Here is a 26,171-nt window from a genome sequence, read left to right as displayed (position 1 = left end):
CAGGCTTTTTGCTTTGAATGGGTAAGCGCGACAATGAAGCAAATTCAGTTCGCTTGATGAAGAAAATACTGAGTCAGCAGTTCCTCTACCCGGTGGCGTATACGTGGATTAAAGTATTTATGCTTTTCTTCATAGCCATCCATGATAAATAGATAAGTTGTAAATCCTTCATCGTGTTCAATTTGCTGTACCTTCATTTTTTCTTTACGTAAATGCTGCTTCAGTTCATAATGTGCTTTCTGTGCTTCCTTTAAGGCAGAGGTCACAAGCTGAATGTATGGTTCATTTAGTTTAAATGTTTGATGTTGTTTTAAGTGAGTCAAATCACGATTGAGGATGGAGATGACCATTGGAAGAAAGATGGCCTGTTCCATCATCTGAAGCTGTATTCTTGATAGTCTCGTCATGTCCAAGCCTGCTTTCTTTATTTATGGAACACCTGTTCTTATTTATTATATCGGATGAGTCAACCAATCTCAAGGGGGATTCATTTGTATATTTTTATGTTTTCCATGTAAAATGAAAAGTAGACAAACCTTGAAGGAGTCAAAGAAGTTGACATCATTTCTTTCCCTATTTACTCATGAAAATATCACATCATTTTTTGAAAGCTACAAGGCCTTTGGACCGATTGTGGCCATATTGCTACCCTTAATAGAAGCATTTCTTCCGTTTTTACCACTCGTTGCGTTTGCTGTAGCGAATGCAAATGCATTTGGCCTTTGGGAAGGCTTTTTATTGACCTGGATTGGCGCAAGTGCAGGGTCTATTCTTGTCTTTTTGCTGATCAGAAAATTTGGACAGATGAGAATGCTCAACTTTATCAGTAGGCATCCTTCCATTAAAAAATTGATGCTTTGGGTGGAGAAGCGAGGGTTTGGTCCGTTATTTATTTTACTTTGCTTTCCTTTCACGCCCTCTGCTGCTGTCAATGTTGTAGCGGGTTTATCAAGAATTAGCTTTTGGCAATTCTCATTAGCTGCTTTATCTGGCAAGTGTGTCATGCTTTTTATCATTAGTTTTATTGGCTATGATCTTTCTGCTTTAGTTAAGAATCCGTTAAGAAGTGTTTTTGCGGTTCTAGTTATCGCGTTATTATGGTATGTTGGAAAGAGAGTAGAAAATAGGTTGAACATTCGAATGAGCAAGCGTGAGGACAAAGGAGGCTCTTAATGAAAAAGAAGCCATTGCTATGGTTGATGATTATTACAGGCATCGTCTTATTGTTCCAAGTAAAGAATTTCATGTTTGTCACGTACAAAGTAGAAGGGGTTAGTATGGACCCAACTTTTACAGATGGAACAGAATTATTAATCAATAAGTTCTCGCCAAAACTCACGAAAATTAGCCGGTTTGATTATGTGTTATTTCACGGACCTAAAAATCAAATCTTGATCAAACGGGTCATTGGACTCCCAGGAGAAACGATCAAGTATGAAAATGATCAGTTATTTGTCGATGGTGAAAAAAAGAAGGAACCTTATTTAAAAGAGCAGAAAAAACATAAAATGGGGAACGTCCTGACAGGAGATTTTCAGCTGAAAGCCATCACAGGAGACGATAAAATCAAAAACAATCATTACTTTGTGGTTGGAGATAACCGAATACATAGCTTTGACAGCCGGCATTTTGGCACCATTTCAAAGGATCAAGTCGTCGGTGTCAAAAGGAATACCAGCGAATAAAAAAGGCGCTCTGCATATGCAAAGCGTCTCTTTTTATTTTGCGGCTTTATAATCAGGCTGCCTTTTTGCCCAGACATGATGTAAGAACCGGAAAAACGGTGGCAGCATTGCAATGACGAGAATAATTCTGACGACTTGTACAGCCACAACAAAGGTAGAATCCTCGTGAAGTGTGACCGCTGTTGTTGCCATCTCTGCAATACCGCCAGGCGAAAAGGCAAGAATGGCTGTAATGACAGAAATGCCTGTGATCTCAGCAATGGCAATAGAGCTGAGGACAGTCGCAGCAATTAGCCCGGCTGAGCTGACGACAGCCACAATGAGAGTGTTTTTTAGTCCAACAAACATCTGTTTATTCATTTTTGATCCGATGGTTGCACCTAGAAATACTTGAGACGCAATGTTCGCTTGTGCCGGCCAATAAGGAATCAAATCATAACCTATGAGTGCGCCCGCACCAACTTGAAGAGCTGCGACGCCTAGCATGCTGCCGATCAGCCAAGGGGCAGGGAAATGAAGACGAACTGCCAGGCGTGACATGAGCCAGGCACCTAAAATAAGTGCAGCGGTCCAAGAGATGTTTGACAGGGTGAAAACGCCCGAAGAGAAGGCACTTCCTTGCGTAGCTACAACCGCATCCGCTTCGTTTTTTGTATTTAAATAAAACACTGTAAAAGGGATAGTGAGTACAACCATTAATACACGTATCGTTTGCACGAGACTCACAACAGCTGTATTTGCTCCCACCTCTTGGGCAATCCCCGGCATAGCGGATAAACCGCCGGGGGCAGTTCCGACAAAGCTTGTCAGCATATCTGTTTTGCTCAGCTTCCATAAGACAAAGCCTGAGAGCATCGCCAGTAGAATAGAAAAGACGAGCATGAAACTCACAGGGAGCCAATTTTCAGCGAAAATGTGAAGGACCTTCATATTCATTTTCTGTCCGAGTTCGATTCCGAGAATGAATTGACCAAGGAGCAGCCATCTGCTGTGAATACGTAAGGTGCTGGTTCCTTTACGCTGAAACAGGGTGGGGCGGCGCATGGCAATAAAAGCTGCTGTGATTAATGTACCAACCATCCAGCCAATAGACATTCCTGTTAAAGACAAAAGAAATCCACCTAAACCGCTTATCGCAATCAGAATGAGATCGGTTCGAAGGCTGTTTCCTTGTTTCATCACATGTAAACCTTCTTCCTATATGTTTGTTCAGTAAGTGAAATGTTGTTATCTTCACTATAATACAAAAGTCTCTATAAATATAATACGATTTTTTTTACCATTTTCATAAGATTATCTTATCAATAAATGGTTAGCAAATTCTTATAAAGAAAGAAATAATTTTTACCAAAAGCAAAGTCAATATACAACGATTTTCCCCTATTTATCTTATCAGTTGACTATCATTTTCAATTACACTACAATGCTTAGTGTGGGGTGATAACATGAAAATTCCTTCTTTTAAATATAATGAAAAGGGATTGAATCGTTTTTTTGGTCCTTTAGAGGGAAGAATTATGGAGATCCTTTATCAAGGTGAGGATATGCCGATTAAAGAGGTGCAGCAGAAGCTGTCAGATGAAAAGCCGATTAATTTCAACACGGTGATGACTGTGCTGAACCGCTTAACCGAAAAAGGAATTGTGGAGAAAAAAACAAAAGGGCGCTCATCTATTTATAATCCCATTTTAACAAAAGAAGAATTTCTAAATGAGCAAACAAAATGGATTACGCAAGGATTGATGGACGATTTCGGTCCATTGGCAGTGAATCATATGGTGGATGCGATTGAAAGTGCTGATCCTGAATTACTCAAAGTTCTAGAAGCAAGGCTAGCATCTAAAAAAGAGGAGCAGCAAAATGAATAAAATGAAGTCGAGTCTGCTGTTTTTAGGCGGTATATTGATTGGTTTAGCCATTTTTTATCAGATGGGGTATTACGTGCTTTCAAGCTTTTTTGGCTGGAACCAAGCATATAACCTGATCCATGTATGCCAGTCCGTGCTCGAATTTTATGGATTCACTCCTTTAAAGTATTTTCTAGATGCCTTAGTCCTCTACACATTGGGATTTGCAATTTTCTATATGGCAAAGCAAATCAGCAAGTACATTCAATTCAAACGACATATGATGTTGGCATTCGAACAACAGTCAACCGAATTTCTGTCAGAGAAATATCAAAACGATATCATTGTGTTTCACTGTCAAGAACCGCTTGCCTTTGCAATGGGGATGCTTCACCCAAAGGTTTATTTATCAACAGCCCTCATGGACATGCTGGATAAAGAGGAGATTGACGCTGTTGTTCATCATGAATTGCATCACAAATACAGCTATGATCCCTTAAAAGCTTTCATGTTCTCAATGCTCACAAAAGTCATTTGGTACATTCCAGTGTTAAAGCATATGAGACAAAGCTACTCTGTTTTTCGCGAAGTGATTGCAGATGACTATGCCATTCAGCAGACAGGTACTGAGCTTGGAGTAGGGCAGGCCCTTTTGAAACTGATTAAAAAGAAAACCCAGTTTCAAAAACAAACAAAGTTTGCGGTGTCCTTTGGAGATCGGGCATTGAATTTAAGAATACAAAAAATCTTAAATCCAACTTACAATATTCCTTTTAATGTACCAATTTTTCCAATTGTCACATCAGCCATTCTGATGGTGGTCTTAATGATTATGCTCAACTTAAATTACTAATTTTTTTTACTTATTAACATTACATTATGTAGTGTAAAAACAGGAGGAATTCACTATATGAAAACGAATCAAGAAATAGGAACACTTTTTGTACGCGTTATTTTAGGTATTATTTTCTTTTTACATGGACTTCAGGCATATCAAGGAGGACTGGGAGGAACAGCAGCATTCTTTGGGCAAATCGGTTTACCCGAATTTATGGCCTATATTGTCAAGACAATTGAGCTAGTCGGGGGTATCGCTTTGATTTTAGGTCTAGGAACACGTATTTTCGCAGCATTATTTGTACCAATTATGGCTGTAGCGATTATTACTGTTGGTTTTTCTAAAGGATTTGTTGGCGGTTATGAATTTGAACTTTCGCTGCTCGTCATGGCGCTTTATTTAACACTTAGCGGCAGTAAGCTGCTGTCAATCGATGGGGTTCTCAAGCATCAGCAGCAAAGCAATGAAGCAAAATTTCATTAAAAGATCATGAAAAAACTCCTTCTGCTATTTGTGGCAGAGGAGTTTTTTTAATGGTCAAATTCTCATTTTCTCGTTTGAAAATGAGGAAGGGATGTGAGACTTTGCTACATTTAGCGCTAACTTTGACATATTGAAGGAACGAAAAATCGATTTCATTTTTTGACGGAACATACGATCTCCTATTAAAATAGGACTATCTAAGACACATGGTGCGTTAAAAGGTATAAAAACCATACAGCATGCTGCTGTTCATCTTGAGCGATACGTTTCATTAGCTCTTTTGTTCCTTGGTCACGGACATAGTCTGATACGCTTAAGTAAAAATCGACCGTTTTTTGTTCATCTTTAAAGGCAAACATAAGTCCTTCTCTGAATTGTTCTGGACAAGCTTCTGTTACGCTTGGTTTGTGGTTTCTACCTGTTAAAGAATAATATAGCTTTGAAAATAGTTGATAGTGTCTGACTTCATCCTGACGTATTTCTTGAATGACCTTTTTCGCCTCAGGGTTTTTTGCTTTTTGGGCAAGTTTTTCGTAGCATTGGATCGCAGAATATTCACCATTGATCGCCTTCTCAAGGTCTGAAATGATCCTTGTGTTTTGGCGCATGTCATATGGCGAGTAGTCATAGTAATCGTAATACATGATATTGCCAGCCTCCTTTTTGTTCATGATGGTTTATGATATGAAAAGAGTGAGGAAAGGTGCCTATGTTATTTCAATCAGATAGGAGAACGGGAACGTGATAGGAAAATAGCTATTTCCCTTTATTTTCGCTAGAATATGAGTACATAAGAAAGGTGTTGTGGAACGTGGAGATTCAGTTTTTAGCAGGCAGATCGGGGAGTGGAAAAACGACTGCAATCTTAGAGGAAATCAAAGAACAGCTTCGGCTTGATCCGTTGGGTCCGCCAATCATTTTTTTAGTCCCGGATCAAATGACATTTTTAATGGAATATGAGCTTGCAAAAACGTCTGAAGCTGGCGGAATGATCAGGGCCAAAGTATTTAGTTTCACACGTCTTGCTTGGTCTATTTTACAGCAGACTGGCGGAGCGAACCGGCAATTTGTGACAAGCACAGGAATTCAAATGCTTTTAAGAAAAGTGATTGAAGAGCAGAAAGAAAAGTTTAAAGTGTTCAAAAAAGCGAGTGATAAGCCGGGATTTGTGGAGCAAATTGAAAAGACGATGGCTGAATTCAAAAGGTATTGTATGTTGCCGGAGGATATTGAAAAAATTTCAATGTCGAGCATGTATTCAGAGTATACAGAAGAAAGACGGGCAGCCGAAAAATTGCATGATCTGCATGTTCTTTATCAGCAGATGGAGCAGCATTTACAAGATGAATATGTGCACTCAGAAGACTATTTGACACTTCTCACGCAGCAAATTCCTTCATCTGAAGAAATAAAAGGAGCACACATTTATATAGATGGTTTTTATCAATTTACACCGCAGCAACTTCTTGTCATTGAACAGCTCCTGCTGCATGCAGCAAAAATAACTGCTGCTTTCACAGTGGATCGCTCCTATCATGATAGGCAGCCAAATGAACTTGATTTATTTCGTATGACAGGGAAAACGTATTTCCAGCTCTATCAGCTTGCTAGAGAGTGCGGAGCTGACATTTCTGAAAACGTTTTGGAAAGAAATAAACGGCACATTTATACAGCAGATCTTGCTTATTTAGAACACCAATATGAGCAGAGACCAGTGCAGCCATATCAGGAAAACACCCCTCATCTCACAGTGTCTAAAAGTGCAAATAAACGAGCTGAAATTGAGGGTGTAGCCAGAGATATACTTGATTTAGTGAGAGAAAAAGGACTTAGATTGAGAGATATCTCGATTGTTGCACGACATGTAGACGACTATAAAGATACATTAAAAGAGGTTTTTCGAGATTACGATATTCCTTTTTTTATTGATGGAAATGAATCGATGCAGTATCATCCGCTCATTGAATTGATTCGTTCGAGCTTGGATGTCATAAAGGGAAACTGGCGGTATGAAGCGGTATTTCGCTGCGTGAAAACAGAGTTCTTATTTCCGCTTGAACTCGCTAAGAACAAAGCGAGAGAGCAGGCAGATCAGCTCGAAAACTATTGTATTGCTTATGGTGTAAAAGGAGAACGCTGGACAAACGGTTCCCGGTTTCATTACAGGCGCTTCCAATCATTAGATGAGGATTTTGGACAAACAGATCAAGAAATTGAAATGGAACAAATGCTAAATGACGTCAAAGAATGGATCGTGCCCCCGCTTTACCAGTTGCAGAAAAGGCTCAAAAAAGCGCAAAAGGTAAGAGACATGGTAGAGGCTGTCTATGTCTTTTTAGAAGAGATACAAGTACCAGATAAGCTTGAAAAAGCGAGGCTTGAGGCTGAAGAAGCAGGGAGATTAGCTGAAGCAATGCAGCACGGACAAGTATGGGATGCGGTTATTCAATTAATGGATGAATTTGTTGAAATGCTAGGTGAAGAAGAGCTCTCATTTCCTTTATTCCAACAAATGATGGATACAGGATTAGCTTCTCTAAAATTCGCTTTGATTCCGCCTTCACTCGACCAAGTATTTATTGGAAGTATGGATTTATCGAGAATGTATCAAGTGAAGTGTACGTTTATCGTTGGTGTAAATGATGGCGTTATTCCCGCACGCCCCTCTGATGAGAGTGTATTGTCTGAGGATGACCGTGAATGGTTAAAACGAGCAGGAGCAGAGCTGGCAGAGACAGGAAAGGAACGGCTGCTAGATGAGCAATTTTTAATTTACCAAGCGTTATCGAGTCCATCACGTCATTTGTATCTATCCTATTCGGCTGCTGATGCAGAAGGACGTTCTCTTTTGCCTTCGACACTTATCAAGTATTGCCAAGAGCTTATGCCAAATCACCAGCAGGCTCTTTATGTGTTAGATCCAGAACAACTGGATGACGAGGAGCAATTAAAATTTGTAGCGAATGAGCATGTTTCGTTATCGTATACCGTCTCACAGCTGCAGCAATGGCTCAATCAATATCCCATTAGTGGTGTATGGTGGAGTGTCTATAACTACTTAATGACATCTCCTCATCGGGATGTATCAAAAAACATCATGTCAAGTTTGTTTTTTACAAATCGAGCGAAGCCATTAAAGCCTAATGTCACAAAAGAGCTTTATGGTGATCATATTCAGGGCAGTGTTTCAAGAATGGAGAAATTCAATGCGTGTGCATTTTCTCACTTTGCTTCCCATGGGTTAAAACTAAAGGATCGACAATTTTACAAATTGGAAGCACCTGATATCGGCCAGTTGTTTCACTCGGCTTTAAAACATATTTCAGATACGCTTGTTGAACAAAAAAAGGATTGGAAAAACCTAACGAAGGAAGATTGTGTCACTTATTCAAAACATGCGATTGAACAGCTTGCTCCGCGTCTTCAAAAGGAAATTCTATTAAGCTCTAATCGGCATGCTTATATTAAAGAAAAGCTCCAGAAAATCTTGATTCGAGTCTCTTCTATATTAAGTGAACATGCCAAAGTGAGTGGATTTTCTCCAGTAGGGCTAGAGTTAGGTTTTGGGGGGCAAGGGCCATTGCCGCCGTTTACTTTTCAATTAAAGAATGGCTGCACGATGGAGCTTGTCGGAAGAATTGACCGGGTAGATAAAGCAGAAGGTTCAAAAGGGCTGCTCTTGAGAATAGTCGACTACAAATCCAGTGAGAAAGGTCTTGACTTAGCAGAAGTATACTATGGGCTGGCCTTGCAAATGCTCACTTACTTAGACCTGACCATTACGTATTCGAAAGAGTGGCTCGGGGTTGAAGCGACGCCTGCTGGCATTTTATATTTCCATATCCATGATCCGCTTATTCAAGCACCTATTCCGCTTGCAGAGGATGACATTGAGCAGGAAATATTCAAGAAATTTAAAATGAAGGGTTTATTGCTTGAAGATGTAGAAGCAGTAAAGCTCATGGATCAAACGCTTGATTCAGGTAGATCACAAGTCATTCAAGCCGGCTTGAAAAAGGATGGGTCTTTCCGTTCTGACTCTGCAGTTTTAAGTGAAGATCATTTCCATATACTCACACAACACGTTCGGCGCACATTTGAAGAAGCAGGCGAAAGAATTACAAATGGAGAGGTCGCAATTAATCCATATAAATTGAAGGATCAAACACCTTGCCGCTTTTGTTCATTCAAGTCTATTTGCCAATTCGATGAATCAATAGAGGATAATGATTTTAGGGTGCTCACCTCTGAGAAAGATGATGTTGTGATAGACCGGATCAAAAAAGAAGGGGATCAGTATGCAAATACCAAAACCGAATAACAGTACGTGGACGGATGACCAATGGGAAGCCATCGTTTCAGAAGGACAAGATATCTTGGTTGCGGCGGCGGCAGGGTCAGGAAAAACAGCTGTTTTGGTTGAACGGCTGATTCGAAAAATGACCCGGCCTGAACATCCAGTTGATGTGGACCGTCTGCTCGTTGTGACTTTCACAAATGCATCTGCGGCAGAGATGAAGCATCGGATTACAGAAGCACTTGAAAAAGAATTAGCCAAAAACCCTGGGTCCCTTCATATGAGAAGGCAGCTGTCCCTCATGAATCGTGCCAATATTTCTACCTTGCACTCCTTTTGCTTGCAGGTTTTGCGCACCTTTTACTATGAAATTGATCTTGACCCAGGCTTTCGTTTGGCAGATCAAACAGAAGGAGAATTATTAGGAGATGAAGTGTTAGATGAACTGTTCGAGGATGAATATAAGGCTGGAAAGCCATCATTCTTTGAACTGGTTGATCGTTACACTTCTGACCGCCATGACTTAGATTTGCAATGGCTTGTGAAGAGAATTTATGAGTTTTCTAGGTCTCATCCTTTACCTGAGCAATGGATGAGGGCATTCCTTTCACTTTATGATGTAGATGCACAAACAAAAGTAGAAGAATTACCGTTTTATCCATATATCAAAGAAGATCTTTCTCTCGTTCTCCGGAGCTGCCAGGAGCTGCTTGAACGAGCTCTTTCGCTATCAAAAGAGCCGGGCGGCCCAGCACCGAGAGCAGAGAATTTTATAGATGATTTAGAGCAAGTCAATGAATTAATCCGTCATCAAGATGATTTTGAGAAGCTTTATGAGCTTTTGCCGAACGTCAATTTTAAAAGGCTCAAAACGTGCAAAGGTGACGAATATGACCCTGCTTTATTAGAAAAAGCCACTGATGCACGTAATCAAGCAAAAAAACAATTAGAAAAACTAAAAGATGAATACTTCATGCGCAGTCCTGCCCAGCATTTAAAAAGCTTAGCTGAAATGAAGCCAGTTGTGGAGACGCTTGTAGAGCTTGTGATCCAATTTGGTGAGCGTTTCGAGAGAGCGAAGCAGGAAAAGTCAATTGTCGACTTTTCGGATTTAGAGCACTATTGCTTACGCATTTTAGCGGAGCAGGATGCAGAAGGACATTTGATCGAAACAGAAGCTGCCAAGTACTATCAACAGCAGTTTGAAGAAGTGCTCGTTGATGAATACCAGGATACAAACCTCGTACAAGAAACGATTTTAAAGCTTGTGTCTAAAGGGGAACATTCTGCAGAGGGCAATCTGTTTATGGTTGGTGATGTAAAGCAGTCCATTTATCGTTTTAGACTGGCTGAGCCCATGCTCTTTTTAAACAAATATAAACACTTTCAACCAGACGGCAAAGAAACAGGGAAGAGAATTGATTTAAATAAAAACTTCCGAAGCCGTTCAGATGTTTTAGATAGTACGAACTTTTTGTTCAAGCAGCTGATGGGGGAAACAGTTGGAGAAATTGAATATGATGAACAAGCTGAATTAAAGCTTGGAGCGAGTTATCCAGAAAGCAAAGATACAACGACAGAAATGCTCCTTGTCCACTTAGATCAGCAGGAAGCGGAAACCGGCGAAGAGCGAGAAGAACTTGAGACCGTCCAATTTGAAGCGAGAATCATTGCTAAAAAAATAAGAGAATTGGTGGAGCAGCCATTTCAAGTGTACGATGCAAAACAGCAAATGACCCGTAACTTGCAGTATCGTGACATTGTCATTTTGCTTCGGTCTATGCCGTGGGCCCCGCAAATGATGGAAGAATTAAAGAAGCAGGGAATCCCAGTATATGCGAATCTTTCCTCTGGTTATTTTGAAGCAACAGAGGTGTCTGTCATTCTTTCTTTGTTAAAAGTCATCGATAATCCGTATCAGGATATTCCGCTTGCAGCTGTTTTAAGATCACCTATTGTTCATTTAGATGAAAATGAAATGGCACTTATTCGAACGAGTGATAAAAAAGGCACTTATTATGATGCTGTAAAGGCATTCATGAGTGTGACGCATTCTGATCACCCTACATGCAAAAAATTAGAGCGATTTTTCCAATTGCTGCGTAAGTGGCGTGATTTCTCCATCAATCATTCGGTGGCAGAATTAATTTGGGAAGTATACCGAGATACGCAGTATCTTGATTATGTTGGCGGGATGCCTGGAGGTAAGCAGCGGCAGGCGAATCTTCGTGCCCTTTATGATCGAGCCAAGCAATATGAAAAAGCTGCCTTTAGAGGGCTATTTCGATTCCTTCGTTTTATTGAAAGAATGCAGGAGCGTGGAGATGATCTTGGTGCGGCAAAAACGTTCAGTGAAACAGAGGACGTTGTGCGCATGATGACGATCCACAGCAGTAAAGGATTAGAATTTCCAGTCGTCTTTACTGCAGGACTCGGCAGGAACTTTAATATGATGGACTTAAACCAGTCCTACTTACTTGATAAAGAGCTAGGCTTTGGAAGCAAGTATATCCATCCAGAGCTGAGAATTAGTTATGCGACATTACCGCTTGTGGCGATGAAAAAAAAGATGAGAAAAGAGTTATTATCTGAAGAGCTGAGGGTCTTATATGTGGCGCTCACAAGGGCTAAGGAAAAATTATTTCTGGTCGGCTCTGTCAAAAATCAGGTGAAAGCATTAAGCAAATGGCAAAATGCCGCGACTGGAGAAGAGTGGCTGCTCCCTGATTTTGAACGTTATCAATCGAAAACATACTTAGATTTTATTGGCCCTGCCCTTATCCGTCATCAAGCGATGTCATCTGTTTTAGAAGAAACAGGCGATGTTGTTCTTTCGCATCCGTCTACATTCACTATCTCGTTTACGCAAGCTTCTGATCTTCTAAAGGAAGATATGTCACTTGAAAAGAAGCAGCAAGACGAGGTAGTACAAGCATTGATGGATGGTCTGCCTGTTGAAGGATATGGTGATGCTGATGAGAAGGTGGCAGAGAGACTTTCATGGAAATATCCATATCTAGCGGCCTCGCAAGTCGGCACAAAGCAGTCTGTTTCCGAGATAAAAAGGATGAAAGAAATACAGGATGAGTACAGTGTTCCTTCTTCTATTCGAAAAGCTCGTGCAACATTGTATGACCGGCCGGCTTTCATGAAGAAAAAAACACTCACTGCCGCAGAACAAGGCACCGCAATGCATACAGTCATGCAGCATATCACGCTTCCTTCTGAGGAGCCCTATGATGAATCACGTATAAGGCACCTGCTCGAATCCTTACAGCAGCGAGACTTGCTAACAGATGAGCAAGTCCAGTCAATTGATCAAGAAGGAATTGCTGCTTTCTTCTCTACTTCAATTGGTCAAAAACTGCTGAAAGCGGACTGGGTAAAACGAGAGGTATCATTTAGTATGGTGTTACCTGTTAAAGAGGTATACAGTCATATTGATACTGAGGGAGAGCCTGTTCTGATTCAAGGAATGATTGACTGTTTATTTGAAACAGATGGAAAGCTATATTTACTAGATTATAAAACGGATAGAGTGCAAGGCAGATATACAGGTGGACTTGACGCTGCTGAACCTATCTTGAAAAAGCGCTATGAAACCCAAATAGCGTTATATGCAAAAGCAGTAGAGCGTTTGACAAACAGAACATTAGAGGAGAAAATTCTCTATTTCTTCGATGGGAATTTAGAAATCTCTTTATAAATGTATCGGAATGAGAGGTGAATCACATGAGGATTCTGCATACAGCGGATTGGCATTTAGGGAAAACCCTTGAAGGTCGAAGCCGGCTTGATGAGCAAGCACAGTTTTTAGATGAACTGTATCAAATCGTGAAAGACGAACACATTGATGTCATTGTGATGGCCGGTGATGCCTTTGATACAGTGAATCCGCCTGCTAGAGCAGAGCAGCTTTTTTATGAAAGTCTATCTGCCTTATCTGATAAAGGAAAACGGCAGGTAGTGGTCATCTCAGGCAATCACGATAATCCGGATCGCTTATCAGCCGCATCTCCTTTAACAAATGATCAGGGTATTCATTTAATTGGATATCCGACAAATGACATCATCCGTGTCGATGTTCCTTCTTCGAGTGAACGTTTATCCATTGCAGCACTCGCTTATCCGTCTGAGGCTAGACTAAATGAGGTGCTGGCTGAAACATTTGAAGAGAAAGTGCTTCGTGATCATTACAATTTAAAAATTCAACAAGCGTTTCAACATTTAAGTACTCAATTCCAGCCGGATACAGTTAATATTGCAACAAGCCACATTTATGTGGCAGGAGGAAGTCAAACAGATTCAGAAAGACCGATTGAAGTAGGCGGCGCATATACCGTTGCGGCTGAAAGCCTGCCAGAAGCAGCTTGCTATGTTGCACTTGGTCATTTGCACCGCCCGCAAACGATCAAACGTGCCAAAACGATTGCCCGGTATTCTGGATCACCTCTTGCTTATAGCTTTTCTGAATCAGGCTATGCCAAATCATTCACAATTGTAGAGGCAAAACCTAATGAAAAGGCAAGCTGGAAAGAAGTGTTTTTATCAAGCGGAAAACCACTTGTGAAATGGAAGGCGACTGAGGGACTGAGTCAAGTGCACGAGTGGCTGGATGAAAAACGTGATCTTCAGGCGTGGATTGATTTAGAGATTCATTTAACAGACCAGCTCTCTATTGAAGAGATTCATCAGCTCCGTAAGCAGCATAGTGGGTTTGTTCACATTCGACCAAAGTTCAAAGAACTACAGCAAATAGAAGAGCAAAAGCAAGTGGAAAAGCTCTCGATCGAAGAGCGGTTCGTGAAATTTTATGAGCGCCAGACAGGTGGCGGTCTACCCGATGAAAAAACAGTCAAACTGTTTTTAGAGCTAGCCAATGAAATGCAAGAGGAGGAAGCGACTTGAAGCCGATTACGCTGACCATTAAAGGACTTCATAGCTTCAGAGAAGAACAAACAATTGACTTTAGCTCATTATGTGATGCAGGTGTGTTTGGCATATTTGGACCGACAGGAAGTGGAAAGTCGTCCATATTAGACGCCATGACCCTGGCACTCTATGGCAAAGTGGAACGTGCGTTAAATAATACACATGGTATTTTGAACCAAGCGGAAGAAAAGCTGTCGGTTTCCTTTACATTTGCTTTGCAAAAGGAACACCATATTTCTTATAAAGTTGAACGTGCTTTCAAACGAGCGGATGAAATGAAAGTCAGAACGACATTATGCCGCCTGATTGAAATCGGTGATACGCAGACCGTTCTCGCAGATAAAGCGAGTGAGGTCAATCGTAAAGTAGAAGAATTACTCGGATTAACCATTGATGATTTTACGCGAGCGGTTGTCTTACCTCAAGGGAAATTTGCAGAATTTCTCTCCCTAAAAGGGGCAGACAGACGTCAAATGCTTCAGCGGTTGTTTAACTTGGAAAAGTATGGGGATCAGCTCGTCAAGCGTTTGCGTGCAAAAGCTCAGAATCAATATGGGCAAAAAAATGAACTGCTGGCTGAACTGAATGGTTTAGGGGAAGCTGGCCCAGAGGCGCTGGCAAAAGCAAAGGAAGCAGCAGAGCAGGCAAAAGCCATTTTTCATGAGAAAAAACAAGCGCGGGACGAAGCGTTCACTGCTTTTACAAAGGCGCAAGCGATCTGGCAGTATCAAAAGGAACAAGAAGCTTATGAGACTGAACAAAACAAACTGAATCTACTGGCACCATCAATGGAAGAGAAAAAGGCCAAGCTCAATATCGCAGAGCAGGCAGAGGCGCTAAAGCCCTATGCGGATGCATTAACAAAGGCTGAAAAACAGCTTTCTCAAGCATCAAAGGAGAAGCAGGAAGCAGAAAAGCAGCTGCTGCATCAACGAACGATCTATGATCAAATGACGCATGAGTATGAGCAAGCCCGGCAAAAGAAAATAGAGACTGAGCCAGAACTTCTCCAAAAGAAAGAGCAGCTGATTCATCTAAAGGAAATTGAACGAAAAAAAGAGACAGCTTTTCAGGAAAAGACAGGAATAGAACAGCAAAAAAATGAAAAAACGCAGCAATTCATACAAAAGAAAAAAGAAGCGGACAATCTTCAATCTCTATTAGAGCGTGCACTGACGAAACAAACACAGCTGAAGCATGAGCTGGAGCAGTTACAAGTCTCAGTAAAAGAACGGAAAAGTGTACAGGATGCTTTACGTTTAAGTGAAAATGTTGAAAGAATAAACCGCAGCATTCAAAAAGAAAAGCAAAAGCTGGAGGAGCTCAAAAAGCGAGCCTCACAGACTTCAGAAGCATATGAAAAGCTTCAAAAACAGCAAAACGACCATCATGAAAAAATAGACCAATCGTTTCAAGCAATTGAACACCTCTATTTTTATGTATGTGAATTCGAACGAGCTCTAACAGAATGGAGTAAAAAAGAACAACATCAGAAGCTCGAAAAATTAAAACAGCGTGATGTTGTAAGGGCGGCTGAATTAAGAAAAGAATTAGCGGCAGAGCTAGTAGATGGTGAGCCATGTCCGGTTTGTGGATCAATTCATCATGATCCAAAGGCTTTGGAATCCAATGACCATGAAGAAACCGTGGCACAAGTCGATGAAGTCATTCAACGGATGGACAAAGAGCTCAAGCAGGCAGAGGAGTATGCGAGAGACATGTATGCCGCAAAGCAGCTCCTCGAAACGAATGCCAATCAATTAGTGAAACAATTCGCTTTCTTATCTCAGAAAGCCCCGGGAGCAGAAGTAGCTGCAGCAGTAGAAACCGTACAAAATCCGCAGTCTTTGCAGGATCTGATGCAAGAATGGAAAGGCATAAAGCAGGATATTCAAGAAGTTGAACGTAAACGAGCTCGTTTAATGGATGAAACGCATAATCAAGCAGCAGAGATGAGCAAGATGAAAGAGCAAATGACTTTTGAACAGCAGCGCATCGAAGAATTAGAGGTGCTGATCAAAGAGCTTCAATCTGAGCTATCAGAGCAAACGACTCAATTTGAACAGGCCTTCCCTCATTTTACATTGAATCAAGTACAAGAGCTGCAAAAGCAAATCGATGAAAAGGACCAACAAGCGGAAGGCTATAAAGAACGTATTGAGAAAAGCATTTCGTTTTTGGAAGAAAAACAGCTAGCAAAAGAGCAGCTGCAGACAGCGATATACAATGTCGAGAAAGAACTTGATAAACTAGCGCATCAGCTAGAAAGTCAGCATCAGCTTATCCATCAATATGAAACAGATTTAGGCCGATATCCATTAAAAGCTGCCTCTATTTCTGATGAACTTATTGAGGTTGAACATTCTCTTGCTCTTCTTAATGAAAAAGAACAGCAATCGTACAAGCAATTGCAGCACGCGCAGCAGTTGTTTAGTGAGGCGCAAAGCCATTTTTCAAGCAGTGAGCGTCAGCTTCAAGAGGCGAACCGGCGAAAACAAGAAGCAGAAGCAGCATGGGAAAAAGAAACAGAATCCTCTCCTTTTCATATGCCGCAGGAAATTGAGTCTGCTTCAATGGAACAGGCAGTACGTCAATCGGTCAAACAGGAAATGGAGGAATTTGAGGATAAAAGAAAGGAATGTGCCGCAAACTTAAAGCGAATTTCTGAATTACTGAAAGAAGAGTCACTGGATGAAAAGCAGTGGACTGACATTCAGCACAGAAAAGATGCAGCTGAAAAAGCATTGGAAGAAGCGACAGCAATGAGTGGATCCGCACATGAACACCTGCGTGTGATTGAAGAAAATCATCAGCGCTTTGCAAGTATTCACGAACGCTTGGAAGCACTGCAGCAAGAAATTGATCGCCTCGATAAACTGCAAACCGTTTTTAAAGGGAATACGTTTGTTGAATTTTTAGCAGAAGAACAGCTGGAAAGTGTCAGTCGTGATGCATCCGCCCGCTTGGGTATGTTGACGAGACAAAGATATGCGATTGAGGTCGACTCAGAAGGCGGCTTTGTTATGCGTGATGATGCAAATGGTGGTGTCAGGCGTCCTGTGTCCAGCTTGTCCGGCGGGGAAACCTTCCTGACATCGCTGGCGCTTGCCCTTGCTCTTTCTGCACAAATTCAGCTGAGAGGTGAATTCCCGCTGCAATTCTTTTTCCTTGATGAAGGATTCGGTACGCTCGATCAAGACTTGCTTGATACGGTCATTACCGCATTAGAGAAACTGCAGTCTCACAATTTAGCAGTTGGTGTGATTAGCCACGTGGAAGAATTGAAAATGAGACTGCCGAAGAAACTGATTGTCCATCCAGCAGATCCAAGCGGGAAAGGGACAACGGTCTCAATGGAATTAATGTAATTGTTGAGGTGATGACAGGGTGGCAAAGCAAACCATTGGATTATGTGAGCTGTGCGGAAGACAAAATGTCCTGCTCACAGAACACCACTTAACACCAAGAGAAGAAGGTGGGGCTTTTTTAGCGACTGCCTTCCTGTGTATCCCCTGCCATAAACAAGTGCATGCACTCTTTACAAACCAGGAGCTTGCCGCACGCTTGAACACACTTGATGCACTAAGGCAGGATGAAAAGCTTGCTTCGTACATCAAATGGATTCGAAAACAGCCGGCAAGCAAGCTGGTTAAAACAAAAAAATCGAGACAACGCAGAAAAAAATAAGCATAAAAAGCGCTCCTCTAAATGAAATGACTGTAGAGGAGCTGCTTTATGCATTGCCTACCATATTCTGATCATTTAAGTCAGGATCCACATAGTTGGTGGCGCTAATGCCATTATTTAATATCAAGAAATCTCCGGTATTTCCCGCTCCAGAGCCTAAAGCAGATTTTGACGAACTTTTAGGCGACAGGTAGAATGAGTCACCGACGTTTACGACGCCTCCAGAAATAGAGTTAATGTAAATGGGTCCGACAATTGCTGGCATAATCGACATCCTTTATTCGAAGTCATATCACCATCATATGCGTAGGTAGATCCATTTGTGAGTTTGGCGGACTTTCGTCGCTGCTAAATAACTCTCGAATATGCTTCACTCTTGCAACGCCATTCACTCCACACGTAGAGCCAATTTGAAACACAGAGGAGGAAGACACCCCTTCTACATGTATTGAAGACACTTTAATCACAGGCTTTTCATGGTAAAATGCTGTTCTGACGGATCGTTCCGGCAGCATCAATGGAATAGGCTCATAATACACTTCAAATTCTTTCGCATTTAAGTTTTCTGCTTCATTACCATAAAACAAACTAATGGTTCGTTGAACAGCTAACACCTTAACCTTCGGGCATAGCTCCTGCGTATCACCGATTTGAACAACACTTGAAATCCCCACAGAATTCACCTTCGTGAAACTCACTTGAGATGTGCGCTTTATCATTATCGAGGTGCCAGAGGAACAAACGGGCCAATGATAAGAGATTCTGGCGGTGTATCAAAAATGGAGGATAATTGTACATGATCTGTGTCCCCGATGATAAATAGGGAAGAGGACGAAACCCCAACTACTTTAATGCATCCGGTCTCGATGTTGCGGTTGACGACTGTGAAATTCATCCGTTTTCCTCTCCTTTCGTTTCATTTGGAATATGGGCTAAGAAATGCTCAATCGCTCGTTTGACATCATGCTTCACATATTCAGCAATTTGCTCTGAACGCTGCAGCGGGGTCATATCTTCCCGGTGCGGGAGCTGTCCTGCATAGTATTTGATTCTGCTGTCAATTTGCTTGCGAATGTCCTCAATGATGTGGTGTTTGTTGCTCTCATCAAGAGACCCTTCATATCGCTGCTCTAGCTCTTCAAGAAGTTCTGGCGCTTCTTCATTTAAGAATGCGTCGACAAGCTGGCGTGTTTGATTGAAAAATTGATCAGCCATTTCTTGCTGCATCATTCCAATACCCGGGGTTGTTGTTTGGCCCACTTCAAAGTTTTGAACACTGTTTGGATCAGATGGATTGAGGCCGATATTCAGTGTACCTTCAAGCCGCTCGATTTTCAGTTGATCAAATTGATAATCAATCCGTTCAATCGTCGTTGTCGGTTTATCTTTGATCATTTGCATTTCCTGCTGAAGCTCGTTAAGCCTTTTTTCAAGCATCATAATTTGTTGTGTTTGCTTTTGAATGATGCCATGCACCTGTGAAGCGTTGCTTTGATAATCATACATTGACATACACCTCCGGGGATAGCAGATGAACTTAAGTTGTTGGTGACTGAAGCGGTACAAAAGGTGTTGTGATTGCGCCTTGGGATTCTTCAATTCCTTGTGTACCTGCTGCGGCAGGTGCTGCTTCTACGTAGCTGCCCGTGTTATACAGATTAGAAAGAGCTTTAATTGAACCAGCGCTCCCAATTTGCAGCACAGAGGAGTTACTGACAGACTCTACACGCAAATAATTAATTTGTATCGCTTGATTAATATAGAAGTTCAACGGATTCTCACTCCTTACAAGTTACCAACAAGCGGTTGATCAATGACATCACTGTCGTACGTATTTGTCACACTTTTATAGTTGCTAATGCGCAATTGATCACCAGTGTTAAAACTGCCTGCGCCAGCAAACGTTTTAACCTGACTATTTGGAGAAATGGTGATGCAGTCTCCAACATGAACGACTCCGCTCGTTCCGACGGCATTTACTTTAAAGGCTCCAACAATAGCCGGCATAGCGGTGCACATCCTTTATAAAAATAAGGCACTTTGTTTTTGGGCGTTTCACCATAGCTTATGATGGGTCTTTTAATGTGTGATTGTCTTTTTGAAAGCTTTTGATGAGAGGAATTAGGTGTATGGTTTACCCTTTTTTAGAGCATTCATTCGAGGTGTATTTGATGCCTTTATTTAAGAGTGTATCAAGCTCTTGACTGCACCTGATGGTTTCTTCGGCATTCATCCCGAATTTTTTTGCTGTCTCAATTAAATGTAATCTTTTTTGTTCAATTTCATAATTGATCATAACGGACGCCAACTCTCACATTTTTTATATAATAGAAGGATATGGTTAGTATACCCTATTTTTCTATAAAAAAAGCTGTTTCGTCAATATGAGTAATAAAGTGACAAAATTCGAAAGCGTCCTTACGTGCCATATATCTCTTTTCTTATTTCAGCCTGTAAATAACGTCGTCTTTTGTTGATATACTGCCGGATGACCTCTCGTTCTGATTGTAGGATGTCTTTTCGATCTCTCGTATAAGGATCATCTCCAATTCGGTTCTCGATAGAGGCATGCCATTTCTCGATGATTGGACAAAGCCGGTCTTCTAAAAAATGTGTATCGAGTACATGCTGAAAAAGCGTGTAATAGGCTCTCTTAAATGAAGGGATATCTAGTAACCTAGCAGTTAAAGTATTAAAGCCGTTTACTGGAATATAATCAAATGCCATTTCTTCTCCATGAATGTCACGGCCCCATGTCGCATCATAATCCCAAGGAAGTACTTGAAATTTTCCTTGTTCATTCACATAAAGAGCGTAGTTATGGACAAAGCCGTCAAAGTTTTGTGTGCACACGACACCAATGAGCCAGCGGAAATACTGTGTTACATCTAGGTATTGCTCAATTTTTTCTGCAAATATGTCATCTTTCGCTGTGTTGAGAAAGTAAATAAATTCACTCAGCTGCTGATCGTGTTGAGAAGTCCCCGTTTTTTTCTCGTACCCGAGGAGAAGGTGTTTTTTGGGCTTTTTATCAAACGAACTCAAAAGGGAGAAGTTGGCATCGTCATCGACTGCATAATAAATGCCGCCTCCTGAAAGCTGCCTTTTCTGAAAAAAGTGCTCATCGACGGATTCTATTTTTAAATAAATGCCTTCTTTTCTACCATTTATAGTGAGAAACACATGAGAAGCAGCAGGGCTTAGCACCCCTATCTGCTCGAAGAAATAAAAGGACAGCCTGTTTCGGATAAACGAAGGGTCATTGTACTCTGCATTTAAATGAAAGATAGATTCGCCTTGTCTTTGCTTTGGCTTACGATATTCAATTTGATAGGACTTTTTTTTCAGCTTTCTAATGTGAGACCCGCGGTATGAAGCATAAATATGTGATTTGATCTGGCCGGTTTTCAAAATGGCCTCAACAGGTTCGTCGTTCCATATGTCTTTTCTTAATTCAATCAAGTCCTTTGGATGAATCCAAATATCCATTTGCTTTAAAGGTTCTGTGGTCATGCGTTCATCATCCTCCTATGCTCTTCTTTACGATATGAAAATGAAGGAATGTCCTGTACCCGTTTGTTAGGTATTCATGGAGTTTTAAAAGAAAGGGGCATCCGCCAAGAACACTTGTCTACCAAGTCTCGTAACATAAAGCAGAGAAGATAAACAGCTTGATCTGTTTGTTTTGTCAAAGTATAGACTGGGAGGGGAATCGTTCGTGAGCACATTTGATCATTCACATATTGAACATGCAGTGGATTCACTTCGAAGTGAAGGACGTGATCATCACTTAGATCGTGAACCAGAATCGAAACGATCGCACAAGTCAGCACGTTCTCGCCATTCAAAACGCCGTCATTGGTTCTTTGGTGGAGGCGGATGCCGTAAATCACACCGCAGTAAAAAAAGCTACAAGAGCTATCGTTCGAAAAAAAGTCGCTGTTCAAAGAAAAGCGTGAAAAGTGAGAAACCATGCAAAAGCAAAAAATCGTGCAAAAGCAAGAAATCTTGCAGAAGTAAAAAGAGTGAACCGAAAAAATCATGCCGCAGCAAACACAGATCCCATCATAAGAAAAGCTGCCGCAAGTCACATCGCAGCCATCGATCTAAACGATCTCATCACCATAGAAGCTGCCATCGATCTAAACGTTCTCATCACCATAAACGCAGCCGCTCTTGCAAAAGATGTGGAAAGAAAAAGCATCATTCCCACAGCAGAGGAAATGTTGATCGCAAATGGGACCAAGGGAACATGTGGGAGTATCGCCGCTACCGCTAAACATCAGATCATCTTTTTTGAAACCCTTTTTAAAAGAGAGTATGATAAAAAAGGGTTTTTTTTATTTCATAGAGAAATAAAATGAGACATCATCACTTAGCGAAATGAAGATTGTGAGGGGAAGACATGAAGTTTTTTACAGGTGAGATACATAGCAGAATGTTTATTGGGGTAGTGATTGATGATGAATGGGTCATGGACGTCAAAAAGGCAGAAGCCAAATTATTTGAGCTTGAGACACTGCCAAACTCTTTAGCTGAATGTATTAATATGGGGGACAAGTTTGTTGAGCATGTCAAACAGCTCCTTGACTGGGCTGAGAAAAAAGAAGAAGACCGCGGTTCTTATGTATATCCGCTTTCGGAAGTGAAACTCCATGCGCCGATTCCAAAGCCAGCTAAAAACATCATGTGTGTTGGAAAGAATTATCAAGATCATGTCATGGAGATGGGAAGTGCAGCGGATATCCCTAAAGATGTGATGATCTTTACAAAGGCACCTACTTCAGTCGTTGGACATGAAGCGGATATTCTCCTTCATGAAGATGTGACCAGTGAGCTGGACTATGAAGGGGAGCTTGCGATCGTGATGGGCAAATCAGGGAAGAATATTGCACCTGAAGAGGTCCGCGATTATCTATTCGGTTACACCATTTTAAATGACGTAACGGCAAGAGATTTGCAGAAAAAACACAAACAATTTTTCATAGGTAAAAGCTTAGATACAACCTGCCCGATAGGACCTTATATTGTGCATAAGTCAGTGGTCGAGGATCATGGTGCGCTCCATGTGGAAACAAAGGTAAACGGAGAGGTTCGTCAGTCTGCCAGTACAGAATTAATGATTTTCTCCATCGAGAATATTGTTTCTACTCTTTCAAAAGGGATGACACTAGAAGCTGGTGACATCATTGCAACGGGAACACCTTCTGGGGTTGGCAAAGGCTTTGAACCGCCTAAGTTCTTAGCTTCAGGGGATCGAATTGACATCACGATTGAGCCGATTGGAACGCTATCGAATCGCGTCAAATAAAGAGTGCGATGACACAGGATTGTCGCTTTGTGTTCGACTTATTTCGTGGTACGATGAGAAGGTAATTGTTCTGATAAAGGGGGAAATAACAGATGGGAACGCATTTACATATTACAGCATGGGTGCTAGGGATTATTTTATTCTTCGTGGCCTTTGCTCTAGCAGGTAAAAATGACAAAGGTGCTAAAATTGTGCACATGATTGTCAGACTATTGTACTTGATCATTATCGCAACAGGCGTAGAGCTGTATGTTCGCACAGGAATGAAAATTCCAGGTTTCGGTGGCGAGTATATCGGTAAAATGATTCTCGGTATCCTTGTGATCGGCTTCATGGAAATGGTTCTTGTACGCAAGAAAAAAGGAAAATCGGTGACTGGTGTATTGATTGGTTTTATCGTGTTCGCGATTGTGACCATTCTTCTCGGTTTACGTCTGCCGATCGGTTTCCATATCTTTTAACATAAAAAGGGCATTGCTTATACGAAGCAGTGTCCTTTTTATATGCCATCAAATTGCGAAACCGACCGGTAACCGTCAGAAGTGGTCCATTCAAAACGAATTTGACCTGCGGCGGAGTCATGGTGACATTGAAGGGCAAGTGATTGTGAATCTGTCGAAAACTGAAAGAAAGAAACTCGTTGAAAAGAATGAAAGGAGGAGAAAACACAATCGTAGACGGAAAAACCAAGCTGCTCTACCTGTGCAATGATTTCAAAAAAAACGTTTTCAGGAACGAACATCAGTAGGTCAAGCCATCCTTTCGCAAGTGATGCCGTATATTGAATCACTTCACCGCCTTGTACTTCTACTAGCTGCCCACTTTCATGAAGTATCATGGACCCGAGCAGTTCCCCTTTTGTCCACCTGCCATTTTCCTTCAAACAGATCATCGTGCTTTGAAGACTTTCTGGCAGCATGATGTCTCCTTCTTCATCTTCAATCAAGCAATGCCCGTTTTCAATCAGTAAATACCCGCTGCACCATCTTCGACTGCAGCGTTCAAGCTGCTTCATTCGTTTTTCCATTTGCAAAAGCTCCTTTCCTCTTTCTTTTCTTACCAAATCATGCTTGTCCTATACGCCCGAGAAAAAAAGGACAAATCAACTATCAAGGAGACGATGCATAAACTAAGAAAGGCTGAATGAGAACACTTGAGGAAAAACGGATGGGAGCTGATGATGATGTGTGGAATAACAGGCTGGGCAGACTTTAAAAAGCAGCTCATCCAACAGGATCATGTAATCAATCAAATGACAGATACATTATCTAAAAGAGGGCCAGACGATACAAATACGTGGAAAAGTGAGCACGTTCTATTTGGGCATAAAAGGTTAGCGGTTGTAGATGTAGAAGGCGGAAAACAGCCGATGACATATACACATCAAAACCATGCTTATACCGTTGTATACAATGGAGAGCTCTATAACACAGAAGATATAAGAAAAGAATTGTTAAAAAGGGGCCACCGCTTTCTTGGACATTCTGATACAGAGGTTCTTCTTCACGCCTACACAGAATGGAAGGAAGAGTGTGTGACCCATTTTAATGGTATTTTTGCATTTGTGATCTGGGATAGTGAGCGTGAATTATTATTTGCAGGGAGAGACCGGCTCGGCGTCAAGCCATTTTTCTATACAGAACGTCATCATTCCTTTTTATTTGGTTCGGAAATCAAAGCGCTACTTGCTCACCCTGATATGAAAGCAAAAGTCGATCATGAAGGATTATCGGAGATCTTTGGTTTAGGACCGTCTAGAACACCAGGGCAAGGAGTGTTTAAAGGGGTAAAAGAGCTGAGACCTGCTCATGCTTTGACTTTTTCAAAAGACGGACTGCGTGTGTGGAGATACTGGAATGTCAAAAGCAAGGCGCATACGGACTCACTTGATGACACCGCCCAGCACGTCAAGCATCTCTTTACAGATGCCGTCACAAGACAGCTCGTTTCTGATGTGCCTGTTTGTACATTTTTATCGGGTGGCGTCGATTCGAGTGCCATTACCGCCATTGCCGCTAAGCACTTTGAGAAAATAGGGAAAGCACCGCTTCATACGTATTCGGTTGACTACGAAGGAAATGATCAATTCTTTGAAGCAAGTCAATTCCAGCCGAATGCTGACGGTCCATGGATTGACCGCATGACCAAGGCGTTTCAAACGAATCATCACAGCTGCGTCATTGGACAAAAGGAGCTGGCTGCTTATTTGAAGGAAGCGGTTGAGGTCCGAGACTTACCGGGTATGGCAGATATTGATTCTTCTTTGCTTTGGTTCTGTCGAGAAATTAAAAAGGACTTTGTTGTCGGTTTGTCAGGTGAATGTGCGGATGAAATTTTTGGAGGTTATCCTTGGTTCCATGCGGCAAATGAAACGAATGGTTTTCCTTGGATGAGATCGACGGAAGCTAGAACGCAGCTCTTACAAGATTCGTGGCAAAAGAAGCTGTCACTAAGAGAATATGCACAAAGCAAATATGAAGAAACCGTGGCTGAAACGCCTCTTTTAGATGGAGAAACTGGAGTGGATAAAGCCCGGAGAGAACTTTTTTACTTAAATATGGTCTGGTTTATGACAACGCTGCTAGATCGAAAAGACCGAATGAGTATGGGGGCGAGTCTTGAGGTACGAGTGCCATTTGCAGACCATCGCCTTGTCGAATATGTGTGGAATATTCCTTGGGAAATGAAAATGCATGGAAATCGTGAAAAAGGGGTTTTACGAAAAGCATTAGAGGGAATTTTACCGAATGAAGTGCTTTATCGCAAGAAGAGTCCTTATCCGAAAACACATCATCCAGCCTATACTCAGGCTGTGAAAGAGATGTTAACAGATTGCCTTGCGCAAAAAGATTCTGTCCTTCACGAATTTCTAGATGCACATCAATTAAACCAGCTGATTGAAACGGAAGGAGCCTCCTTTCAAGTGCCTTGGTATGGCCAGCTCATGAAGGGCCCGCAGTTAATCGCTCATCTGGCGCAGATTCATCATTGGTTTGAAACGTATCGAATTGATATAGAAGCGTAATAAAGGGTCGGCTTTCTTACATTTGTTGAAGGGAAGCCGGCTTTTTTAATACATAACATGAGACGA

At 41.5% G+C, this 26,171-nt stretch carries 26 protein-coding genes and 1 pseudogene; 15 read left to right on the top strand and 12 right to left on the bottom strand.

Features of this window, described 5'->3' with window-relative positions; translation table 11 throughout:
- Nucleotides 1-44: 44 nt before the first annotated feature.
- Nucleotides 45-407 carry a YhjD family protein gene (locus C6Y03_RS14700; RefSeq protein WP_106039551.1) on the bottom strand — a complete coding sequence of 121 codons (363 nt, stop codon included), beginning with the start codon at nt 405-407 and terminating at the stop codon, nt 45-47.
- Nucleotides 408-555: 148 nt separating this feature from the next.
- Between C6Y03_RS14700 and C6Y03_RS14695 the strand changes: the two genes are divergently transcribed.
- Both C6Y03_RS14695 and lepB read left to right on the top strand, forming a co-directional pair.
- Nucleotides 556-1,173 (top strand): TVP38/TMEM64 family protein, encoded by a 618-nt coding sequence (locus C6Y03_RS14695; protein ID WP_034663493.1) that lies wholly within the window; start codon nt 556-558, stop codon nt 1,171-1,173.
- Nucleotides 1,173-1,685 carry a signal peptidase I gene (gene lepB, locus C6Y03_RS14690; RefSeq protein ID WP_106039550.1) on the top strand — a complete coding sequence of 171 codons (513 nt, stop codon included), beginning with the start codon at nt 1,173-1,175 and terminating at the stop codon, nt 1,683-1,685. Before C6Y03_RS14695 ends, lepB begins: the two co-directional genes overlap by 1 nt.
- Before the next feature lie 33 nt (nt 1,686-1,718).
- Here lepB and C6Y03_RS14685 read toward each other — a convergent pair whose 3' ends face one another.
- Entirely contained in the window at nt 1,719-2,864 is a 1,146-nt protein-coding gene (locus tag C6Y03_RS14685) for an AbrB family transcriptional regulator (protein WP_060595948.1), read from the bottom strand.
- Between the two features lie 266 nt (nt 2,865-3,130).
- Between C6Y03_RS14685 and C6Y03_RS14680 the strand changes: the two genes are divergently transcribed.
- Genes C6Y03_RS14680 through C6Y03_RS14670 form a run of 3 tightly spaced genes read left to right on the top strand, consistent with a single transcriptional unit; the run spans nt 3,131 to nt 4,853 of the window.
- Nucleotides 3,131-3,553, top strand: a complete 423-nt coding sequence (locus tag C6Y03_RS14680) for a BlaI/MecI/CopY family transcriptional regulator (RefSeq protein WP_024425495.1) — start codon at nt 3,131-3,133, stop codon at nt 3,551-3,553.
- Entirely contained in the window at nt 3,546-4,385 is an 840-nt protein-coding gene (locus C6Y03_RS14675; RefSeq protein ID WP_106039549.1) for a M56 family metallopeptidase, read from the top strand. The genes C6Y03_RS14680 and C6Y03_RS14675 overlap by 8 nt, the downstream gene beginning before the upstream one ends.
- 57 nt (nt 4,386-4,442) lie before the next feature.
- Nucleotides 4,443-4,853, top strand: coding sequence for a DoxX family protein (locus tag C6Y03_RS14670; RefSeq protein WP_034663477.1), 411 nt, complete (start codon nt 4,443-4,445; stop codon nt 4,851-4,853).
- Nucleotides 4,854-5,050: 197 nt separating this feature from the next.
- Here C6Y03_RS14670 and C6Y03_RS14665 read toward each other — a convergent pair whose 3' ends face one another.
- On the bottom strand, nt 5,051-5,497 hold the full coding sequence (locus C6Y03_RS14665; protein ID WP_106039548.1) for a ferritin family protein: 447 nt from the start codon (nt 5,495-5,497) through the stop codon (nt 5,051-5,053).
- 167 nt (nt 5,498-5,664) lie between these two features.
- Here C6Y03_RS14665 and addB point away from each other — a divergent pair, with 167 nt between their 5' ends.
- The 5 genes from addB to C6Y03_RS14640 are packed head-to-tail and all read left to right on the top strand — an operon-like array spanning nt 5,665 to nt 17,769.
- Entirely contained in the window at nt 5,665-9,174 is a 3,510-nt protein-coding gene (gene addB, locus C6Y03_RS14660) for a helicase-exonuclease AddAB subunit AddB (protein WP_106039547.1), read from the top strand.
- Nucleotides 9,152-12,856: a helicase-exonuclease AddAB subunit AddA gene (gene addA / locus C6Y03_RS14655; RefSeq protein ID WP_106039546.1), complete on the top strand. Its 3,705-nt coding sequence runs from the start codon at nt 9,152-9,154 to the stop codon at nt 12,854-12,856. Before addB ends, addA begins: the two co-directional genes overlap by 23 nt.
- A gap of 26 nt (nt 12,857-12,882) precedes the next feature.
- Entirely contained in the window at nt 12,883-14,058 is a 1,176-nt protein-coding gene (gene sbcD, locus C6Y03_RS14650) for an exonuclease subunit SbcD (RefSeq protein WP_106039545.1), read from the top strand.
- Nucleotides 14,055-17,450 (top strand): exonuclease subunit SbcC, encoded by a 3,396-nt coding sequence (sbcC, locus tag C6Y03_RS14645; RefSeq protein WP_106039544.1) that lies wholly within the window; start codon nt 14,055-14,057, stop codon nt 17,448-17,450. The genes sbcD and sbcC overlap by 4 nt, the downstream gene beginning before the upstream one ends.
- 19 nt (nt 17,451-17,469) lie before the next feature.
- Complete coding sequence (locus C6Y03_RS14640) at nt 17,470-17,769, top strand: hypothetical protein (RefSeq protein WP_060595954.1); 300 nt, start codon at nt 17,470-17,472, stop codon at nt 17,767-17,769.
- Nucleotides 17,770-17,815: 46 nt separating this feature from the next.
- Here the strand turns inward: C6Y03_RS14640 and C6Y03_RS14635 are convergent, their stop codons facing one another.
- The 8 genes from C6Y03_RS14635 to C6Y03_RS14600 all read right to left on the bottom strand — a co-directional run bounded on the left by C6Y03_RS14635 (nt 17,816) and on the right by C6Y03_RS14600 (nt 21,282).
- Entirely contained in the window at nt 17,816-18,034 is a 219-nt protein-coding gene (locus C6Y03_RS14635; protein ID WP_003211468.1) for a spore germination protein, read from the bottom strand.
- A gap of 22 nt (nt 18,035-18,056) precedes the next feature.
- The gene (locus tag C6Y03_RS14630) at nt 18,057-18,488 is read right to left on the bottom strand and encodes a spore germination protein GerPE (protein WP_106039543.1); all 432 of its coding nucleotides are present in this window, start codon (nt 18,486-18,488) and stop codon (nt 18,057-18,059) included.
- On the bottom strand, nt 18,488-18,664 hold the full coding sequence (locus C6Y03_RS14625) for a hypothetical protein (protein WP_060595956.1): 177 nt from the start codon (nt 18,662-18,664) through the stop codon (nt 18,488-18,490). Before C6Y03_RS14625 ends, C6Y03_RS14630 begins: the two co-directional genes overlap by 1 nt.
- The gene (locus tag C6Y03_RS14620) at nt 18,661-19,275 is read right to left on the bottom strand and encodes a spore germination protein GerPC (RefSeq protein WP_066031066.1); all 615 of its coding nucleotides are present in this window, start codon (nt 19,273-19,275) and stop codon (nt 18,661-18,663) included. Before C6Y03_RS14620 ends, C6Y03_RS14625 begins: the two co-directional genes overlap by 4 nt.
- Before the next feature lie 31 nt (nt 19,276-19,306).
- Complete coding sequence (locus C6Y03_RS14615) at nt 19,307-19,540, bottom strand: spore germination protein GerPB (protein ID WP_060595958.1); 234 nt, start codon at nt 19,538-19,540, stop codon at nt 19,307-19,309.
- A gap of 14 nt (nt 19,541-19,554) precedes the next feature.
- On the bottom strand, nt 19,555-19,776 hold the full coding sequence (locus C6Y03_RS14610) for a spore germination protein (RefSeq protein WP_003211745.1): 222 nt from the start codon (nt 19,774-19,776) through the stop codon (nt 19,555-19,557).
- 127 nt (nt 19,777-19,903) lie between these two features.
- A complete protein-coding gene (locus C6Y03_RS14605; RefSeq protein ID WP_012009503.1) occupies nt 19,904-20,065 on the bottom strand; it encodes an aspartyl-phosphate phosphatase Spo0E family protein in 162 nt (53 codons plus the stop codon).
- Between the two features lie 122 nt (nt 20,066-20,187).
- A complete protein-coding gene (locus C6Y03_RS14600) occupies nt 20,188-21,282 on the bottom strand; it encodes a CotH kinase family protein (protein WP_106031478.1) in 1,095 nt (364 codons plus the stop codon).
- Nucleotides 21,283-21,487: 205 nt separating this feature from the next.
- Between C6Y03_RS14600 and C6Y03_RS19715 the strand changes: the two are divergent.
- The 4 genes and pseudogenes from C6Y03_RS19715 to C6Y03_RS14585 form a co-directional block, all read left to right on the top strand.
- Nucleotides 21,488-21,562 (top strand): annotated as a pseudogene (locus tag C6Y03_RS19715) (CotG/ExsB N-terminal domain-containing protein); the annotation flags it as partial.
- Between the two features lie 232 nt (nt 21,563-21,794).
- Entirely contained in the window at nt 21,795-22,133 is a 339-nt protein-coding gene (locus C6Y03_RS19710; protein WP_181185448.1) for a hypothetical protein, read from the top strand.
- A gap of 41 nt (nt 22,134-22,174) precedes the next feature.
- On the top strand, nt 22,175-23,080 hold the full coding sequence (locus C6Y03_RS14590) for a fumarylacetoacetate hydrolase family protein (protein ID WP_060595961.1): 906 nt from the start codon (nt 22,175-22,177) through the stop codon (nt 23,078-23,080).
- Between the two features lie 92 nt (nt 23,081-23,172).
- On the top strand, nt 23,173-23,541 hold the full coding sequence (locus C6Y03_RS14585; RefSeq protein ID WP_034663442.1) for a YisL family protein: 369 nt from the start codon (nt 23,173-23,175) through the stop codon (nt 23,539-23,541).
- Between the two features lie 38 nt (nt 23,542-23,579).
- Here C6Y03_RS14585 and C6Y03_RS14580 read toward each other — a convergent pair whose 3' ends face one another.
- Complete coding sequence (locus C6Y03_RS14580) at nt 23,580-24,107, bottom strand: DUF2777 family protein (protein WP_106039541.1); 528 nt, start codon at nt 24,105-24,107, stop codon at nt 23,580-23,582.
- 156 nt (nt 24,108-24,263) lie between these two features.
- Between C6Y03_RS14580 and asnB the strand changes: the two genes are divergently transcribed.
- The gene (gene asnB, locus C6Y03_RS14575; RefSeq protein WP_034663432.1) at nt 24,264-26,105 is read left to right on the top strand and encodes an asparagine synthase (glutamine-hydrolyzing); all 1,842 of its coding nucleotides are present in this window, start codon (nt 24,264-24,266) and stop codon (nt 26,103-26,105) included.
- Nucleotides 26,106-26,171 lie beyond the last annotated feature (66 nt).

It is taken from the genome of Bacillus sp. LNXM65, from assembly GCF_002998575.1.
Taxonomy (GTDB): domain Bacteria; phylum Bacillota; class Bacilli; order Bacillales; family Bacillaceae; genus Bacillus.
The sequence above is the reverse complement of the archived record's forward strand: the minus strand, read 5'-3'. Positions and strand labels throughout refer to the sequence as shown.

Excerpts from the sequence above, each read along its gene's own strand:
- C6Y03_RS14700 (WP_106039551.1), bottom strand. The coding sequence starts at position 407 with ATGACGAGACTATCAAGAATACAGCTTCAGATGATGGAACAGGCCATC.
- lepB (WP_106039550.1), top strand. The coding sequence starts at position 1,173 with ATGAAAAAGAAGCCATTGCTATGGTTGATGATTATTACAGGCATCGTC.
- C6Y03_RS14685 (WP_060595948.1), bottom strand. The coding sequence starts at position 2,864 with ATGAAACAAGGAAACAGCCTTCGAACCGATCTCATTCTGATTGCGATA.
- C6Y03_RS14680 (WP_024425495.1), top strand. The coding sequence starts at position 3,131 with ATGAAAATTCCTTCTTTTAAATATAATGAAAAGGGATTGAATCGTTTT.
- C6Y03_RS14675 (WP_106039549.1), top strand. The coding sequence starts at position 3,546 with ATGAATAAAATGAAGTCGAGTCTGCTGTTTTTAGGCGGTATATTGATT.
- C6Y03_RS14670 (WP_034663477.1), top strand. The coding sequence starts at position 4,443 with ATGAAAACGAATCAAGAAATAGGAACACTTTTTGTACGCGTTATTTTA.
- C6Y03_RS14665 (WP_106039548.1), bottom strand. The coding sequence starts at position 5,497 with ATGTATTACGATTACTATGACTACTCGCCATATGACATGCGCCAAAAC.
- addA (WP_106039546.1), top strand. The coding sequence starts at position 9,152 with ATGCAAATACCAAAACCGAATAACAGTACGTGGACGGATGACCAATGG.
- sbcD (WP_106039545.1), top strand. The coding sequence starts at position 12,883 with ATGAGGATTCTGCATACAGCGGATTGGCATTTAGGGAAAACCCTTGAA.
- C6Y03_RS14635 (WP_003211468.1), bottom strand. The coding sequence starts at position 18,034 with ATGCCAGCAATTGTCGGACCCATTTACATTAACTCTATTTCTGGAGGC.
- C6Y03_RS14630 (WP_106039543.1), bottom strand. The coding sequence starts at position 18,488 with ATGATAAAGCGCACATCTCAAGTGAGTTTCACGAAGGTGAATTCTGTG.
- C6Y03_RS14625 (WP_060595956.1), bottom strand. The coding sequence starts at position 18,664 with ATGAATTTCACAGTCGTCAACCGCAACATCGAGACCGGATGCATTAAA.
- C6Y03_RS14620 (WP_066031066.1), bottom strand. The coding sequence starts at position 19,275 with ATGTATGATTATCAAAGCAACGCTTCACAGGTGCATGGCATCATTCAA.
- C6Y03_RS14610 (WP_003211745.1), bottom strand. The coding sequence starts at position 19,776 with ATGCCGGCTATTGTTGGAGCCTTTAAAGTAAATGCCGTCGGAACGAGC.
- C6Y03_RS14605 (WP_012009503.1), bottom strand. The coding sequence starts at position 20,065 with ATGATCAATTATGAAATTGAACAAAAAAGATTACATTTAATTGAGACA.
- C6Y03_RS14600 (WP_106031478.1), bottom strand. The coding sequence starts at position 21,282 with ATGACCACAGAACCTTTAAAGCAAATGGATATTTGGATTCATCCAAAG.
- C6Y03_RS14590 (WP_060595961.1), top strand. The coding sequence starts at position 22,175 with ATGAAGTTTTTTACAGGTGAGATACATAGCAGAATGTTTATTGGGGTA.
- C6Y03_RS14585 (WP_034663442.1), top strand. The coding sequence starts at position 23,173 with ATGGGAACGCATTTACATATTACAGCATGGGTGCTAGGGATTATTTTA.
- C6Y03_RS14580 (WP_106039541.1), bottom strand. The coding sequence starts at position 24,107 with ATGGAAAAACGAATGAAGCAGCTTGAACGCTGCAGTCGAAGATGGTGC.
- asnB (WP_034663432.1), top strand. The coding sequence starts at position 24,264 with ATGTGTGGAATAACAGGCTGGGCAGACTTTAAAAAGCAGCTCATCCAA.